Source organism: Bradyrhizobium sp. 164 (genome assembly GCF_023073715.1).
Taxonomy (GTDB): domain Bacteria; phylum Pseudomonadota; class Alphaproteobacteria; order Rhizobiales; family Xanthobacteraceae; genus Bradyrhizobium.
On sequence record NZ_JADPKA010000097.1, the window covers coordinates 60,121 to 76,665 of the forward strand.

The following is a 16,545-nucleotide window of genomic DNA, read 5'->3' on the forward strand; positions in this document are numbered from 1 at the left end:
TGCAGCGATTGATCCATCCGGGACGATGGCAACGGCTCGCGCGCATGAACGTCCATTGCGGACAGCTCCGACAATCCCGCAGCCATCTCAAGGCTCGCAACGGAACTCACGCAATGACCCCTCAAACGAGCAACAGTCTGCCCGATTCCAACCCCGGCAGCACTCAAATACCGCTCGCGCCGCAGTAAGGATGACGTTCAAAACTCATCACCCCGCAACCCGCCGTGGTTGTAGTTTGCGCCAGATTCTGCCAGTTTAGCAAACCGAAGGGAATTGTATGCACTCCTTGGCGGAAAGGGGCGTTCCGCTGGAAGAACGCCCAAAAACAAATATCAGCGGCCTCTCCGATTGGGACGCGGCCCGCATATTCCTGGAAGTCGTCCGATGTGGAAGTTTCCGCTCGGCGGCCGAACGCCTGTCGCTGTCGATCAACGCCGTCCGTCGCCGGATCGATGATTTCGAGCGTCAGACCGGCACCACCCTGTTCACCCGCGACGTCCACGGCACCCATCTGACCGACGAAGGTGCGACGGTGGTCTCCGCCGTCGAGCGCATGGAGGCGGCGGCCTTCGACGTGCTGCGGACCAGCGATTCGACGGCCAATGCCCTGTCCGGCGAAGTCCGCGTCGCCGTCACCGAGGGACTAGGGACGTTCTGGCTCGCACCGCGGCTGGTTGAATTCCAGCAAGCCTATCCGAAGATCCTGGTCGACCTGCATTGCGCGATGCGTTCGGCCGACGTCTCCCGCCACGAGGCCGACGTCGCCATCCATCTGTCGCGTCCCTCGGCCCTCGACGTCAAGCTGGTGCGGCTCGGCCGTATGCATCTGATGTTCTGGGCCTCGGAGAAATACATCGCAAAACATGGCGCGCCGCGCTCGGCAGCCGAATTGATCAAGCACCGCTTGGTGCTCCAATTCGCCGACCAGCTCGCCGCCAAGGAATCTTTCGAGAGTTTCTTCCCGGGCGTGTCGGAGCGTGACCTTCTGGTCATGAAGACCAACGTCTCGAGCGCTAACTACTGGGCGGTCGCGAATGGCGCCGGAATCGGCGTATTTCCGAGCTACGCCATTGCGCTTGGCGGGAAGTTGATTCCACTGGAGGTCGAGCTGAACCGACCGCTGGACATCTGGCTGTCCTACCATCCCGGTAGCGGCCGGATTCCGCGCGTGCGGCACATGATTGACTGGCTGATCGAGGCTTTCAATCCGGCTCGCTTCCCGTGGTTTAAGGAAGAGTTCGTGCATCCGCATGAATTCAACGACTCGTATATGGGCGAACCCCTGACCCAGCTCTTCGGGGGATTTTCAACCGAAGAACAACGGTGAGAAGTATGAAAACAGCGGCGAAGAGAATGAAGCAGCGCAGTGCCGGCAAGCCGGACATTGAGCTTGGCAAGCGGATCCGTCTGCGGCGCGTCGAGATGAAGATCTCGCAGGCCGAGCTCGGCGAGAAGCTTGGCGTCAGCTTCCAGCAGGTCCAGAAATACGAGAAGGGCGTCAATCGCGTCGGTGCGGCGCGGCTTCAGCAGATCGCCACCGCCCTCGACGTGCCTGTGACCTTCTTCTATGACGGCGACAACAAGGCGCGCGAAGTGGAGAGCCTGCTCTTCCTCGACAGCGCCTTCAGCCTCCGGCTGCTGCGCGCCTACAGCAAGATCAAGGACCAGACGGTGCAGCGTCAGCTCGTCTCGCTGATGGAATCGATCGCAGCGAACGAAGCCTGATTCGATCGACGCTCTGGCCTCAACGGCCGATGTTCAATCCGTCGCGTCACGGGGCGCGGCCGGATTGAACGAGCGGATTGGCTGTATCTGAGCCCGCGCGGGGTGCGCGCGGCCTTCTCGGGGCGGCATGACCGCTCCTTTTTCATGCAATTACTGCCACTCGCCCGCGGGTTTTGCTGCCCCCTCGCCGCGCCATGCGATCGCAGCACAGGCGGATGCAATACACCTCGCCCTACCCGGTTGACCGCGGCGGCGCCCGCGCCGCACATTGCCTCGCCAACGACAGCGAACGCGCGATGTCCGACATGACCGACACGACAGAAACCGCTTACGCCGACCGCAAGATCCTCAAGCACACGACCGGCGGCGTCGGCGTGATCACCTTCAACAATCCCGACAAACGCAACGCGATGTCGCTGGAGATGTGGGAGGGATTTGGCGAGGCGCTGACCAGCCTGCGCGACGACGAGACCGTGCGCGTCGTGATCCTCCGCGGTGCCGGCGGCAAGGCGTTCGTGTCGGGCGCGGACATCAGCCAGTTCGAGAAGACGCGGCACAACGCGGCGGCGTCCGAGGAGTACGCCAAGCGCAGCGCCGCCCAGCGCGCGCTGCTCGCTGATTATCCCAAGCCGACCATCGCCTGCATCCAGGGTTTTTGCCTCGGCGGCGGCATGCAGGTCGCGATGCTTGCCGACATCCGCATCGCCTCGCACGACAGCCAGTTCGGCATTCCCGCGGCCAGGCTCGGCATCGCCTATGGCTATGAAGGCTTGCGGCACCTGGTGTCGCTGGTCGGCCCGTCCTGGGCGCGCCTGTTGATGTACACGAGCATGCGCATCGATTCCTCCGAGGCGCTGCGCATCGGCCTCGTCGAGCGCGTGATCCCCGACGATCAACTCTGGGGCGAGACCATGGGAATCGCGCAGACCATTTCCGAAAACGCGCCGCTCGCAATCAAGGCCGCCAAGATCACCATCGCGCAAGTTCTGAAGGACGAGAGCCAGCGCGACATGGACACGATCAAGACGATCGGTAACGCCTGCATGGACTCCCAGGATTTTCGTGAGGGCCGGCAGGCCTTCATGGAAAAGCGCAGGCCCAAGTTCCAGGGGCGCTGAAGCTGAACCGACGTTCAGGAAGATTAAATTCCTCGCGCTTTTCAATGCATCAGCAACCAGTTGATCTGTCGAAAGTTCTCCCGCCACCAATGAGGGAGATTGCGATGACACTCAAATTTGCTGTGCTTGGTCTGGCTGCCTTGGGCGGTACGGCGCTCGCCTCGGGCCCCGCGCTCGCGGCAATGCCGAACGGCATTCCGCAGGCGGACAAGATTGCGAGCGGCCCGGCCGCTGAAGTCGAACAGGTGCGCTGGGTCTGTAACCCCTGGGGCCGCTGCTGGTGGCGTCCGAACTATTACCGCGCCTACGGTTTTTACGGCGGTCCGCGCTTCTACGGTCCGCGTCCGTGGGGCTGGCGTCACCACCACTGGCGCCGCTGGTGAACGACAAAGGGGCCCCAAGGGGGCCCTTTCTTTGGCTACAGCGCCGCGAGCACCGCTTTCGTAATGTCCGCCGTGCCGTTGCTGCCGCCGAACTCCATCGGCTTGATGCCGCCGGCATAGACCTGGTCCACCGCACGCTCGATCGTCTCGCCGGCCTCAGCCGCGCTCTCGATGCCGTGCTTGTCGGCGAGCCAGTCCAGCATCATCGCCGCCGACAGGATCATGCCGGTGGGATTGGCCTTGCCCTGCCCCATAATGTCGGGCGCGGTACCGTGGCAGGGCTGGAACACCGCGTACTTGTCGCCGATATCGGCCGACGGCGCCATGCCGAGGCCGCCGATCAGGCTCGCGGTGATGTCGGAGACGATGTCGCCGAACATGTTCTCCATCACCATCACGTCGAAATCCCAGGGACGCTTCACCAGCATCGCCGAGCAGGCATCGACATAGAGCCGGTCGGTCTTCACCTCCGGATGCGTCTTGGCGATCTCGTCGAAGATGCCGCGGAAGAAGGCAAAAGCCTTAAACACGTTCGCCTTGTCGACGCAGGTGAGTGCACCGGGCTTGCCGCGCGCCCTGCGCCGCTCGGCAAGGCGAAACGAAAACTCGAACAGTCGCTCGGACGTCTTGCGCGTGATCACCATGGTCTCGCGCGCGTCCTCATGGGTGACGATGCCCTTGCCCATCGAGGCGAACAGGCCTTCGGTCGACTCCCTGATCACGACGAGATCGATGCCGCGTTGCTCGGCGCCGACGATCGGGCTCGGCACGCCCGGAATGAGCCGCGCCGGACGCACGCCGGCATAGAGATCGAAGATGAAGCGCAGCTCGATCTGCGGCGCAATCTCGGTGTTGTCGGGGTAGCGCACCGACGGCAGCCCGCAGGCACCGAGCAGGATCGCGTCCGCCTCCTCGCACAGCTTGATCGTGGTGTCGGGCATCGACTTTCCGGTCGCGAGATAATTGTTGGCGCCGGCCGGGGCCTCCGTGAAGCGGAAGCTCAAATCCGATTTCTGCTCGATCCTGCGCAGCACCTCGATCGCCGGCGCCATGACTTCGGGTCCGATGCCGTCACCGGCCAGCACGGCAATGTGGAAGGCGTTATTTGCGGACATGGACGTTCCTGATCCAGGGATGTCATTCCGGGGCGGTCCGCAGGACCGAACCCGGAATCTCGAGGTTCCGGGTTCGATGCTTTGCATCGCCCCGGAACGACGATGTGAAACTACGGCGTCAGCACGGTGCGCCCGACCACCGCGCCCTGCTGCAATTGCACCAGCGCGTCGTTGGCCCTGGCGAGCGGCAGCGGCGTCACCGGGATCGGTGGCACTTTCTTCGTTCGCACCAGATCGAGCAATTCCTGCGTCTCGCGCAAATTGCCGACATAGCTGCCCTGGATCGTCACGGCCTTGATCGGAATCAGCGGCAGCGCCCAGGTCGCGCCGCCGCCGAACAGGCCGACGATGACGAGCTTGCCGCCCTTGGTCAGGCAGTCGAAGCCGAGCTGCGTCGTCGCGGCGTTGCCGACGAGGTCGATCACGGCGCGGATCGGACCGCCCGCCTTCTTGGCGAGTTGCTCCAGCGCATCCGACGCCTTGGGATCGACGGTCGCGAGCGCACCGGCCTTTTCCGCCGCCTCGCGCTTCTTCGCATCGATGTCGATCATGATCGCACCCTTGCCGTCCATCGCTTTCAAGAGCGACAGCGCCATCAGGCCAAGGCCGCCGGCGCCGAACATCACGATCGGCGTGTCGAAATGCTGCTCGACCTTCTTCAGCGCGCTGTAGGTGGTGACGCCCGAGCAGGCGTAGGGGGCGGTTGTCGCGGGATCGAGCCCCCGGAGATTGAGCAGATAGCGCGGATGCGGCACCAGCATGTGATCGGCATAACCGCCATCGCAATAGACGCCGAGCGAGCGCGGCGTCAGGCACATGTTCTCGTCGCCGCCGAGGCAGGTGGCGCATTTGCCGCAACCAATCCAGGGATAGACCAGGCCGACATCGCCGAGCTTGAGGTCGCCCTGGTCGGTCGGCTTCACGTCGGGACCGAACGCCAAAATTTCGCCGACCGTCTCGTGGCCCATCGTCAGCGGCAAATTGATGCCACGGTCCTTCAGCGACAGCGGCTTACGACCGTGACCGAGATCGTAGCCGCCCTCCCAGATGTGGAGGTCGCTGTGGCAGACGCCGGCCGCCTTGACCTTGATCAGAACCTGGGTACCCGACGGCTGCGGCGTGGGCTCGTCGACCTCCTGCAGCGGCGCCTTGAAATCGGCGACCTTGAAGCTCTTCATCGACATCCTCCCGGCATGTTCTTGTTGTCGCGCCACCATGCCATGGCCGACGCGACGAGACAAACCCCGAAGTCGTCTTAGTTTAGGCCCGCGGATGATGGCAAGCCGCGAACTGGCCGATTGCGACCTCGCGCAACTCCGGTATCTGCGCGCTGCATTGCTGATCGGCGCGCGGACAGCGGGTGCGGAAGCGGCAGCCGGACGGCGGCGCAATCGGCGATGGCGGCTCGCCGGTCGCCACACTCTCGGCGGGACGCACGTCCGGATCCGGCACCGGGATCGCCCGCAACAGCAGGTCCGTGTAGGGATGCGCAGGCCTTGCGAACAATTGCTCCGACGGCCCGACCTCGCAGAGCCGGCCGAGATACATCACCGCGACACGGTCGCTGACCGCTTTGACCACCGCGAGATCATGCGCGATGAACAGCAGCGTCAGGCCGAAGCGCGCTTTCATCTCCTCCAGCAGATTGAGAATCTGCGCGCGGATGGAGACGTCGAGCGCCGAGACGGGCTCGTCACAGACGATGAACTCAGGATTGAGCACCAGCGACCGCGCGATGCAGATGCGCTGGCACTGCCCGCCGGAGAATTCATGCGGCAAACGGCCCGCCACGATATCGGGATCGAGCCCGACCGCGACGAGCACCTCGTGAACGCGCCGCTTGCGCTCGGCAGCATCCTTGACGCCGGCGATGATCAGCGGCTCGGCGACGATGTCGCCGATACGCCGGCGCGGGTTGAGCGAGGCGATCGGATCCTGGAAGATCAGCTGCACGCGGCGGCGCATCTTGCGCAGCGCCTCGCCCTCCATCGCCGTCAGATCCTGGCCGTCGAACATCACGCGCCCGGACCTGGCGCGACGCAATTGCAGGACCGCACGCCCCAGCGTCGACTTGCCGCAGCCGGATTCACCGACCAGCCCCAGCGTCTCGCCGCGCGCGACCTCGAAGCTGACACCGGAGACGGCATGCACCGTCTTGTTGCCGAGACCATATTCGACGACGAGATTGTCGACGTTCAGCAGCGGCTCGGGGCGCACGGCAAGCTGCATCATGCGCCGATCCCCTCGGCCATCCGGATCGGATAGAAGCAGGCATAGAGATGCTCCGGCATCTCCGCGCCCTTCAGTTCGGGCTTGGCCTCGTGACAGCGCCCCGCGGCATAGCGGCAGCGCGGCGCAAAGGAGCAGCCACGCAGCGGCCGTGTCGGGTCCGGCGGACGGCCGGAGATCGCAGGCAGCAGCGTATGCGGCGCGGTGTCCAACTTCGGAATCGCCGCCAGCAGCGCCTCGGTGTAGGGCATATGCATGCGCTTGAACAGCGCCGACGTCGGTGCGCGCTCCACCACCCTGCCCGCATACATCACGGCGACCTCGTCGGCCCGGCCGGCGACCACGCCGAGATCATGGGTGATGATGATCATCGCCATGTGACGGCGGCGCTGCTCGCGCGCCAGGAGATCGAGAATCTGCGCCTGGATGGTCACGTCGAGTGCCGTGGTGGGCTCGTCCGCGATCAGCAGCTTCGGTTCGCAGGACAGCGCGATCGCGATCGCGATGCGCTGGCGCATGCCGCCGGAGCATTGATGCGGGTATTGCGCGAGCCGCTGCTCCGGTGCCGGAATGCCAACGGCCGCCAGCAGCTCAATGCTGCGCTTCCGTGCCGCCGCGGCATCCAGCTCGAGATGCTCCTGGATCGTCTCCATCAGCTGGGTGCCGATGGTGAGCACCGGATTGAGCGAGGTCATCGGATCCTGGAACACGACCGCCAGATCGCGCCCACGCAAGCGCCGCAGCCGTTCCGCATCGAGCCGCACCAGATCCTCGCCGTCGAATATCACCCGGCCGGTGAGCTTCGCCTTCTTCGGCAGCAGCTGGAGCACCGCGCGCGACAGCATGGTCTTGCCGCAGCCAGACTCACCGACGATGCCGAGCGTGCGGCCGGCCGCCAGCGACAGGTCGACGTGATCCACAGCACGCAGATTGCCGCGCGGTGTCGGCAGCTCGACCGCGACGTGCTCGATGCTCAGGAGCGGCGCGCTCACAATGCCCCCTGACGCGGGTCGGTCAGCGCCCGCAAGGTATCGCCGACAAGGTTGAAGGCCAGGACGGTCAGGAACAGCGCCGCCGCCGGCAGGAAGGCGAGCCGCGGCGCGATGTCGAGACTGTCGCGTCCTTCGCCGATCATGCTGCCCCAGCTCGCCATCGGCGGCGGCACGCCGAGACCGAGGAAGGACAGCGCGCCCTCGACCACGATGGTGACGGCGACACCGAGCAGGAAGAAGGCGAGCAGCGGCAGGATCACGTTCGGCAGCAGCTCGCGCAAGATGATGCGGGCATGGCTGGCGCCGAGCGCCTCTGCTGCAATCACGAATTCCCGCCGCGCCAGCGTCAGCGTTGCCGCGCGTGCCACCCGCATGAAGGCGGGAATGCCGAGCACGCCGAGGATCAAGGTGAGATTGGGGACGGATTGGCCGAGATAGGCGGTCACGGCCAGCGCGAAGATCAGCGGCGGAAAGGCCAGCAACACGTCCATGCTGCCGACCACCAGCATCTCGAACCGGCCGCGGAAATAGCCGGCGAGCAGGCCGAGCGCGCCGCCGAAAACGAGACTGATCATCGGCGCGATCAGCCCGACTGTCAGCGACACCCGCGCGCCAAAGATCAGGCGAGCGAACTCGTCGCGGCCGAGCCCGTCGGTGCCGAGCCAGTGCTCTCCGGAGAACGCCGCGCGGCGCTCCAGCATGTCCATGTCGGTCGGGTTCTGCAGCGGCAGCACCGGCGCGAGGATCGCGAGCGCAAGAACGATCGCGAGCCAGCCGCTCGCGAGCCAAAACAGCAGGCCGAACTTATGCCTGCCGCGAGCGGGCGCGGACGTCGCATCCCCCTGCATCGAGAGCTCAAGCGTGGCCATGGCGAATCCTGGGGTCGAGCACGGCGTAGAGCATGTCGACGATGAAGTTCACGAGCACGAAGCCGCAGGCGACCAGCAGCACCACGCCCTGGAGAATGACAAGATCGCGGGTATAGATCGCGCCGACCAGCAGCCGGCCGATGCCAGGCAGCGCAAAGATCGATTCCACGATCAGCGTGCCGCCGAGCAAGCGGCCGATATTGATCCCGGTCACCGTCACCAGCGTCAGCGACGACGGCTTGAGCGCATGCACGAACAGAATGCGCGCTGGCTTGAGGCCCTTGGCCTTGGCCAACGCGATATAGTCCTCCTGCAAGGTCGCGATCATGTCGGAGCGCAGCACGCGCATGATGCCCGGCCATTCCGCCAGCGCCAGCGTCAGCGCGGGCAGCACGAAGAAGCGCAGATTGGCCAGCGGCGCCTCCGTGAACGGCACATAGCCGGTCGCCGGCAGCCAGTGCAGCTCGACCGCGAACAGATAGATCAGGAGGATCGCGGTCAGGAAGGACGGCATCGACAGCATGGCAAAGGCGCTGCCGGTCATGAAGCGGTCGAAGGCGCCGCCGGCGCGCGCGGCACAGGCGATCGCGAGCGGCACGCCGATCAGGAGCCCGATGAACTCCGCCATCAGCATCAGCTGGAGCGAGACCGGGATGCGCTCGGCCACCGCCTGGAGCACCGTCTGTCCGGTGCGGAAGGAGCGGCCGAGATCGCCCTGCAACACATGACCGAGCCAGCTCAGGTAACGCCACCACAGCGGCTGGTCGAGCCCCATGTCACGGCGCAGCGCCGCAACGTTCTCCGGCGTCGCCTGGTCGCCGAGGATGACCAAAGCGAGATCGCCCGGCAGCAGCGATGCGATCAGGAAGGTCAGCAACGAGACGGCCAGCAGAACCGGCAGGATGGCAAGGAGCCGCCGAACGACGAAGTTCAGCATCGCGCTTTCATTCCAGCCAGGTGCTCGAGACGTCGATCACGCCGTTGTAGATTTTTGGAAAGCCTCTCAGTTTGGCGCTCGACAGCGCGTAATAGGTGTTCTGGAACGTCCAGAACCAGATCGCCTCCTTGTTGATCAGGCGGCTGATCGCGCAATAATCCTCTGTGCGCTGTGCCGGATCAGCGGTGACGCGGGCATGATCGAGCAGCCGGTCGAGCTCGGGATCTGAAAAGCCCGCGAGCGCGAGTGGGCTGCCGCTGCGGAAATTCGCATACATCTGCGGATCGGGATCGGCGAGATCGACGATGCGCCATGGCGTCAGCTGGAACTGGCGGGCGAAGGCGCGCGACGGAATGGTGGCCTGGTCGACCTGCTCAATCTCCATGTTGGCGCCGACGCGCTTCCAGAACTGCTGGAGCACCTGGCCGATCATGCGACCACGCGGCGTTGCGGTCACCAGCATCTTGAACTCGACCGGCTTGCCATAATCCTTGAGCAGCGCCTTGGCCTTCTCGACATCGAACGGCAGCGCACCGTCGTCCTTGCACTTGACCCAGGAGCCGTCGCCATAGGGATTGCTCGCGGGTCGGCTCAGGCCGTTGCTGATCGCCTGCGACATTTTTGGACGGTCGATCGCCATCACCAGCGCCTGCCGCACGCGGACGTCGTCGAACGGCGCGACCTTGGTGTTGAAGGCATAGACCTGCGCGCCCGAGCCCTTGTAGGTGTGCACGGTGAGCTTGGGATCCTTCTGCGCCCTCATGATGTTGTCGGCGTCGTTCTCGTCGTCCCAGATGATGTCGGCCTCGCCGGATTGCAGCGAGGCGAAGCGCGACTGCGCGTCCGGCAGCGGCTTTAGGATGATGCGGTCAAGATAGGGACGGCCCTTGTCCCAGTAATCGGGGTTCTTTTCCAGCACCATGCGGTCGCCCGCAGTCCAGGATTTCAGCATGTAGGGGCCGGTGCCGACGGGATTGCGATTATAGTCGTCGCCCTTGGTCTTCCAGGCCGTCGGCGAATGCACGACGTTGTTCTGGCTCTGGATGGTTATCGTCGCCGGCAGGTTCACGGCCGGATCGGTGAGATTATAGACGATGGTGTACTCGTCGGGCGCCAGCACCTCCTTGACGTTGGTGATGTAGAAGGCGCAGCGGCACTTGTTGGCGGGGTCCTTCTGCCGGTCGAAATTCTCCTTGAAAGCCTGCGCGTTGAACGGCGTGCCGTCATGGAATCTCACGCCCTGGCGCAGCTTGAAGGTCCAGCTCTTGTAATCATCGGAATGGGTCCAGGACACCGCCAGTTTTGGCGCGGCCTCCCCTTTCTCATCGAGCGTCGTCAGCGTGTCGAAGATTGCGGCGGCCGCGGTGAAGGTGGAGGTGTCGTAGACGCCGACCTTGAGCGGATCGAACCCTGCAATTTCCAACTCCTGTCCGACGGTGATGCTGCCGCCCGATTTCTGCGCTTGCGCAGGCGCGGCCAGAGCAAATGCCGCGACGAGGAAAATCGGCACGCGCTTGCGTGCGAGTGCAGCCGCCTTCGTCATGATTCCTCCCAGGATCCCTCGTCCGATGTTTCGGATCGTTGAATGACTCGGGAGCGAGATTGGCGACAAATGTCCGCCACGGCAAGAGGAACGCACGAGGGTTCGAGCGCCGCATGCCGCGGCGCGTTGCGTTCAGCGCGTCGCGGCCGTTTTGCCTGACGGAATTGGCGCATCGCTCGCAAGGCCGATCTCGGCGCGCAGCGCATCCGTGTGCTCGCCGAGCACGGCCATCGTCTCGGCTGGCGCGGTGTCCGCGCCCGACATCCGGAACGGCAAATTGAGCACCTGGAAGGAGCCGCCTTCATCCCGCACCTCGGACAGCGCCTGCCGTTGCGCGAGCTGCGGATCAGCCAGCGCTTCGGACACGGTGCGATAGGCCGAGGCGGGGACGCCGGCCGCGCCGAGCGCGGCAAGGCATGCATCGGTCGTGAGCTGCCGTGACCAGGCTTCGACGCCGTCCATCATCTCGGCCCAGTTCTCGCGGCGCGCGGCGTAGGTCGAAAAGCGCGGATCGGAAATCCATTGGGGGCGGCCGATCACCTCCATCAGACCCCGAAAGGTCTTCTCGCTGGCGATTGTGATCATGACGTAGCCGCTGGCCGTCTCCGTCGGCCCGAACATCGGGCGCGGCGGCGGCTTCACGGCGAATTGCGAACTCTGCAACTCGGTCAGCGTCAGCGACAGCATCGTTTCCAGCATGGAAACGTCGATATGCTGGCCAAGGCCCGTCACGGTGCGCTGATAGAGCGCGGACGCGATCGCGCCGAAGCCGTAGGTGCCAGTGACGACGTCGGCATGGTAGATGCCGCAATAGTCGGGACGGCTGCGGCCGGGCTGGTAGGCGAGATGCGCCATGTCGTAGCCCGAGGCCGCATGGATCACCGGCGCATAGGCCGGCAGTTCGGCCGAGGGCCCGGTCTGGCCGTAGCCGGAGATCGAGCAGTAGATCAGCCTTGGGTTGATCTGACGCATGCTGTCGTAGTCGAGCCGCAGCCGGCGCATCACCCCCGGGCGGAAGTTCTCGACGAGGATGTCTGATGTCGCGGCCAGCCGGCGCACCGCCTCCTTGCCGTCCTCGGATTTGAGGTCGAGCACCACGCTCTTCTTGCCGACATTGAGCTGGCCGAACGTGGTGCTGCAACCCTTGCGGAGCGGTGGTCGGGTCCGCATCGTCTCTCCGCCGTCGCTCTCGATTTTGATGACCTCAGCGCCCATATCGGCGAGCATCCGCGTGCAATGGGGACCGGCAATCGTGGTCGAAAAATCCAGGACCCGCAGGCCCGCAAAGGCCTTTGTCGTCTTCCCCTCATGCTTATCTGCTAGCTGCATCCGCGGAGCCCCATGGAACCTTCAGTGTTCTTTGTTGTTGATGCGCCGACCCTAGAGGGCGGCGGCTGAGTAGGAAAGTCTTTACCGAACGGTCAGGCCGCGTGGGCGGGGATTTGAGTGTGACGGCAACTGGACCCGTTCTTGCATAGAGGCAAGCGGGCTCGGCAGAGGGCAGCTGTTCTTGAGGGTCTTGTTCGTCACGACAGAGATGGACGACTTCGTCCGCGTCGGCGGACTTGGCGCCGTTTCCGCGGCCCTTCCTCGCGCCCTTCGCTCCTTTGCCGATATCCGGATCATGCTGCCCGGCTATCGCGACATCATCGAGCAACTCACGCACATTCAAATCGTTGGCCGCTGTCCGGCATTTGCGGAGATGCCGGCCTGCTCGCTCGGACGGGCCGCGACCAAGGATGGCCTGCCGGTCTACGTGCTGTTGTGCTCACAGCTCTACGACCGGCCCGGCAATCCCTATGGCGACGAATCCGGGCGCGACTGGCCCGACAATGACATCCGCTTCGCGCGCCTTGCCTCGGCCGCCGCTGAGCTGGCCATGGGCACGCTGGACAAGAATTGGGCAGCAGACCTGATCCATGCCAATGACTGGCAGGCCTCGCTCGTGCCGGCCTATCTCGCCTGGCGCGGCGCCAAGCTGCCGTCGATCCTGACCATCCACAATCTCGCCTATCAGGGTCTCTTCCCGAAGGACTCGCTGCGGCGGATCGGCGCTCCGGAGAGCTCGTTCCACATTGACGGCGTCGAATTCTACGACCAGGTCTCGTTCCTCAAGGCGGGGCTGGTCTATGCCTCTCACCTCACCACGGTCAGCGGTACCTATGCGCGCGAGATCACGACGGCCGAATACGGCTGCGGCCTCGAAGGCCTGCTTCGCGTCCGCTCCGACGCGGCCGAGCTCACCGGCATCCTCAACGGCATCGACGAGAGCTGGGACCCACGCTCCTGCGCACAGCTCGCCCAGCAATTCGGCGCGGGCGACTGGGTCGGCAAGAAAGCGAATGCGGACTACGTGCGCAAGCAGTTCGGGCTTGCGGTCTCACGCGGTCCCATGTTCGGCATCGTTGCCCGCCTTGTGCACCAGAAGGGCATCGACCTCGTGCTGTCGGCCGCCGACGAGATCGTCGATGCCGGCGGGCAGATCGTGGTCACCGGCTCCGGTGAGCCGGCGCTCGAGCAAGCCTTGATCGACGCGCACCGGCGCCGCCCCGACGCCATCGGGGTCGTGATCGGCTTCAACGACGCCCAGGCCCGCCGTATTTTCGCCGGCAGCGATTTCACCCTGATGCCCTCACGCTTCGAGCCATGCGGGCTCAGCCAGATGTACGCGCAGCGCTTCGGCTCGCTGCCGATCGGACACCAGACCGGCGGCCTTGCCGAAACCATCACTGACGGCGAGACCGGCTTCCTGTTCTCAAGACCCTCGCGTGAATCCTTCCTCGGCGGCGTCCGCCGCGCGTTCGAGGCGTTCATGGCGCAGGACCAGCTCGATACCATGCGTCGCAGCGCGATGGGACGATCGTTCTCCTGGAGCATCTCGGCCGGCAGCTACAGCGCGCTATACCGGAAGCTGGCGTCGGTGTGAGGCGACACTGTCATTCCAGGGCGCGCCTCTTGGCGCCAGCCCGGAATCCATCGTACCGCCGGAATGACGGAGGAATAACGGCACCCCGTGAACGGCACGACCGGACACACTTGGCTTTGAGACTCTACTTCCCCCGCACATCCATCTGCGGCCGCCCGATCCAGGCTCTGTTGAGGCATCGGGTCAGCCAGTCGGGCTGCGGCTCGCCGCGCAGCCGCGCCTGCGCCTCCTGATAGGGCCCGACATAGCGCAGCCTGTCGGGCAATCTCGGATAGACACGCCGTATCCATTTCAGCGCGTGATCGGCAGTTGTGATGTCCCGCTCATCGAGCTCAAATCCGAAGCCGGCTCGCAAGCGTTCCGGCAGCATCCTCGCCGTGAGCGCGCGATACCATCGCGGCGGCCGCAACCAGGGACGGGCGCCGCTGAAGATCTGCTCCGCGATCTCGCGCGCCGCCGGGCTGACGGTCAGCGTGTCCGACTGCGCCATCGCCTTGGTGTAGGCTGCAAAGCCCGACCAGTCCGCCGGCAGATCATCCCCCGTCAGTCCGAACAGGGCGCCGTACAGCCGGGCCTCGCTCCAATAGCGCTCGCGCTCCTCCGCCGAGAGTGGCGGCAGCACCAGATCATGCGCCATCAGCGCGGTCTCGACCAGCGTCGCATGGACCCAGCGGAGCGAGGGAATGTCGTTGGCGCAGTAGCGCGAGCCGGCCGCGAACGGACCGACGGTCTCGGGCATCTCGCCGACGATCATGCTGTGGCGCCGGTGCAACTGCCGCGACGACCGCAGCGCCCGGTCCAGCGAGCCGAACACCATGGTAAAGACGACGTCGAAAGTGCGATGGAAGCGGCCGATCGGATCGGCAAGAGTGCGCGAATGCTCGGCGATCGCCGCCGCGACCCATGGATGCGCCAGTTGCAGCAGCAGCGCACGGCCGGCGCCGAGGAAGATGACGGCTTCCCGGTCGATCTGCCAGGTCAGTGAGGCCGGACCGAACACGCCTGCGACCGGTCCCGCCGCGTTCGCGCGCAGCCTATCGAGCGACGCCTCCAGATCTTTTTCACCAACCAATTGCAAGCCTCGCGACGAAGACATGGCGACAATAGCCCGGACCGCGCGCCTGCGAAATCGCCATCGCGCAAAACAATGACGAACAAGGCTCTCAGTCCGCCGCAATCGGCAGTGCGTCCATATCGGCTTCGTCGGACAGGCGGCCTCCGACAACCGCGGCATCGCCGGCGGCACCTATCTTGCCTGCTATTTCTGTGGCGGACTGGTCGGCACGGCCGTGCTGGGGCGACTGTTCGACGCTTTCGGCTGGCACGCTTGCGTGGCCGGCGTGGGCGCTACGCCGGCAACGAATTGAGCATCACCAGGATGGACGATCCGGTGCTGCAGTCATACCCGCGCGCCGCGTCTCCGGCATCACGAACAGAATCAGCAGAAGCCCCGTCGCGGCGACCCCGGATAGTCCGATGAATGCGGTGGCGTTGCCGAACTTGTCGCTGACATAGCCGCCAAGCGCGGTGCTCAAGGACGCACCGATGCCGGTCGCAGTGCCGACGATGCCCTGCGCCAGGTTGAAGTGACCGCTGCCGAAGGCAACGTCGGCGACGATCAGCGGAATCATCACCGCGAACACGGCCGCGGTGAGGCCGTCGAACACCTGCACCAGCACGAGTAGATAGGGATCGCGCACGGTTGCGAACAACAGACCGCGAATCGTCAACGCGCCGAATCCGATCAGAAGCAGCGGCCGCCGGCCCCAGAGTTGTGCCTTGCGCCCGACGGTCGGCGACAGCAGCGCCACGATCGCCTGCGGGACGACGATGCAAAAGGCGACGAGCACCGTCGCCCACTGGCTCGACCGGGCCGTCACCGCGCTCGCCATCAGCGGCATCATCGCCGCGTTCGCGAGCTGCAACAAGAGCACGCTCAGCGCGAACACGATCAGCGGACGCTGCTGAATCAGGTGCCAGACATTGGTGTCGCCGCGATCGGCTGCCTCAGGCGGCATCTCACCGTGACAGCGCGCGATGTCGACCTCGTGCTCGCGGATGCGCGAAAGCGCGATCAGGGTCGGGATCGCGAGCAGGAAGGTGACCAGGAATACCGAGCGGCTCGACAGCAGATAGCCGGCGGTGCCCATTACTGCCGCCGCGACGCCGTTGCCGAGCGAGGCAAAGCGCGCATTGCGGCCAAGACGCTCGCCGATCGCGAGCGGACCGACGAGGCCGAGGCTGATCGCGGCAATCGCCGGCCCCAGCACGCAGCTCGCCATCGCATGCAGGGTGGCGGCGGTCACCACCACTGGGAAGATCGGCATCGCGGCGTAGGCCAGCGCGCAGCAGCCGATGGTGGCAATCGCAAGCGCGGCCACCAGCCGTTCCGATTTCGCCGCATCGATGATTGCCCCGCCCGGCATCTGCCCGATCAGGGCGACGATGCCGCCGATCGACAGCACGAGGCCGATCTCGACCTGGGTCCATTTCTGCGTCGTGAGGTAAACCGCGATGAACGGACCAAATCCGGTCTGCACATCGGCGAGGAAGAAGATGAACCAGTCGAGCCCGCGCAGGCTCTGGCGCGACGGTGCCGGAAGGCCTACAGCCGGTAGCGCGGCGACGTGGTCCTGCTCAACGGGGCCGTCGCGATCTGCATGTTTCGGCTTGCTCGACAACAGCACAGGCGGTCAGCCCTCCGGGCA

General features: G+C 65.1%; 15 protein-coding genes and 1 pseudogene. 6 read left to right on the forward strand and 10 right to left on the reverse strand.

Translation table 11 applies throughout. The annotated features are described in order from the left end of the window. The first annotated feature begins 277 nt into the window (after positions 1 to 277). From IVB01_RS30135 to IVB01_RS30150, 4 genes are all read left to right on the forward strand, one after another. Entirely contained in the window at positions 278 to 1,327 is a 1,050-nt protein-coding gene (locus tag IVB01_RS30135; protein WP_247279281.1) for a LysR family transcriptional regulator, read from the forward strand. Between the two features lie 26 nt (positions 1,328 to 1,353). Further along, on the forward strand, positions 1,354 to 1,725 hold the full coding sequence (locus IVB01_RS30140) for a helix-turn-helix transcriptional regulator (protein ID WP_014497036.1): 372 nt from the start codon (positions 1,354 to 1,356) through the stop codon (positions 1,723 to 1,725). Positions 1,726 to 2,021: 296 nt separating this feature from the next. After that, positions 2,022 to 2,843, forward strand: coding sequence for an enoyl-CoA hydratase (locus tag IVB01_RS30145; RefSeq protein WP_247279335.1), 822 nt, complete (start codon positions 2,022 to 2,024; stop codon positions 2,841 to 2,843). Positions 2,844 to 2,947: 104 nt separating this feature from the next. Next, positions 2,948 to 3,226 (forward strand): hypothetical protein, encoded by a 279-nt coding sequence (locus IVB01_RS30150; protein WP_247495126.1) that lies wholly within the window; start codon positions 2,948 to 2,950, stop codon positions 3,224 to 3,226. 35 nt (positions 3,227 to 3,261) lie between these two features. Here the strand turns inward: IVB01_RS30150 and IVB01_RS30155 are convergent, their stop codons facing one another. The 8 genes from IVB01_RS30155 to IVB01_RS30190 all read right to left on the reverse strand — a co-directional run bounded on the left by IVB01_RS30155 (position 3,262) and on the right by IVB01_RS30190 (position 12,240). Next, positions 3,262 to 4,341, reverse strand: a complete 1,080-nt coding sequence (locus tag IVB01_RS30155; RefSeq protein ID WP_247279279.1) for an isocitrate/isopropylmalate dehydrogenase family protein — start codon at positions 4,339 to 4,341, stop codon at positions 3,262 to 3,264. A gap of 110 nt (positions 4,342 to 4,451) precedes the next feature. Further along, positions 4,452 to 5,519 (reverse strand): alcohol dehydrogenase, encoded by a 1,068-nt coding sequence (locus IVB01_RS30160; RefSeq protein ID WP_247279278.1) that lies wholly within the window; start codon positions 5,517 to 5,519, stop codon positions 4,452 to 4,454. An 82-nt stretch (positions 5,520 to 5,601) separates the two neighbouring features. Further along, positions 5,602 to 6,573 (reverse strand): oligopeptide/dipeptide ABC transporter ATP-binding protein, encoded by a 972-nt coding sequence (locus IVB01_RS30165; protein WP_247279277.1) that lies wholly within the window; start codon positions 6,571 to 6,573, stop codon positions 5,602 to 5,604. Next, a complete protein-coding gene (locus IVB01_RS30170; protein ID WP_247279276.1) occupies positions 6,570 to 7,562 on the reverse strand; it encodes an ABC transporter ATP-binding protein in 993 nt (330 codons plus the stop codon). The genes IVB01_RS30165 and IVB01_RS30170 overlap by 4 nt, the downstream gene beginning before the upstream one ends. Then, the gene (locus tag IVB01_RS30175; RefSeq protein WP_247279275.1) at positions 7,559 to 8,431 is read right to left on the reverse strand and encodes an ABC transporter permease; all 873 of its coding nucleotides are present in this window, start codon (positions 8,429 to 8,431) and stop codon (positions 7,559 to 7,561) included. The genes IVB01_RS30170 and IVB01_RS30175 overlap by 4 nt, the downstream gene beginning before the upstream one ends. Continuing rightward, entirely contained in the window at positions 8,418 to 9,368 is a 951-nt protein-coding gene (locus IVB01_RS30180; RefSeq protein WP_247279274.1) for an ABC transporter permease, read from the reverse strand. Before IVB01_RS30180 ends, IVB01_RS30175 begins: the two co-directional genes overlap by 14 nt. Positions 9,369 to 9,375: 7 nt before the next feature. Continuing rightward, on the reverse strand, positions 9,376 to 10,911 hold the full coding sequence (locus tag IVB01_RS30185; protein WP_247279273.1) for an ABC transporter substrate-binding protein: 1,536 nt from the start codon (positions 10,909 to 10,911) through the stop codon (positions 9,376 to 9,378). 132 nt (positions 10,912 to 11,043) lie between these two features. Continuing rightward, positions 11,044 to 12,240 (reverse strand): CaiB/BaiF CoA-transferase family protein, encoded by a 1,197-nt coding sequence (locus tag IVB01_RS30190; RefSeq protein ID WP_247279272.1) that lies wholly within the window; start codon positions 12,238 to 12,240, stop codon positions 11,044 to 11,046. A 181-nt stretch (positions 12,241 to 12,421) separates the two neighbouring features. Between IVB01_RS30190 and glgA the strand changes: the two genes are divergently transcribed. Next, the gene (gene glgA, locus IVB01_RS30195) at positions 12,422 to 13,837 is read left to right on the forward strand and encodes a glycogen synthase GlgA (RefSeq protein WP_247449696.1); all 1,416 of its coding nucleotides are present in this window, start codon (positions 12,422 to 12,424) and stop codon (positions 13,835 to 13,837) included. Between the two features lie 124 nt (positions 13,838 to 13,961). Here the strand turns inward: glgA and IVB01_RS30200 are convergent, their stop codons facing one another. Beyond that, entirely contained in the window at positions 13,962 to 14,909 is a 948-nt protein-coding gene (locus tag IVB01_RS30200; RefSeq protein ID WP_247279270.1) for an oxygenase MpaB family protein, read from the reverse strand. A gap of 124 nt (positions 14,910 to 15,033) precedes the next feature. On the opposite strand from IVB01_RS30200, the pseudogene IVB01_RS30205 reads away from it, so the two are divergent. Beyond that, a pseudogene (locus IVB01_RS30205) lies at positions 15,034 to 15,204 on the forward strand (MFS transporter); the annotation flags it as partial. Positions 15,205 to 15,207: 3 nt separating this feature from the next. On the opposite strand, the gene IVB01_RS30210 reads toward IVB01_RS30205, so the two are convergent. Continuing rightward, the gene (locus tag IVB01_RS30210) at positions 15,208 to 16,524 is read right to left on the reverse strand and encodes an MFS transporter (protein WP_247279269.1); all 1,317 of its coding nucleotides are present in this window, start codon (positions 16,522 to 16,524) and stop codon (positions 15,208 to 15,210) included. Positions 16,525 to 16,545: the final 21 nt, after the last annotated feature.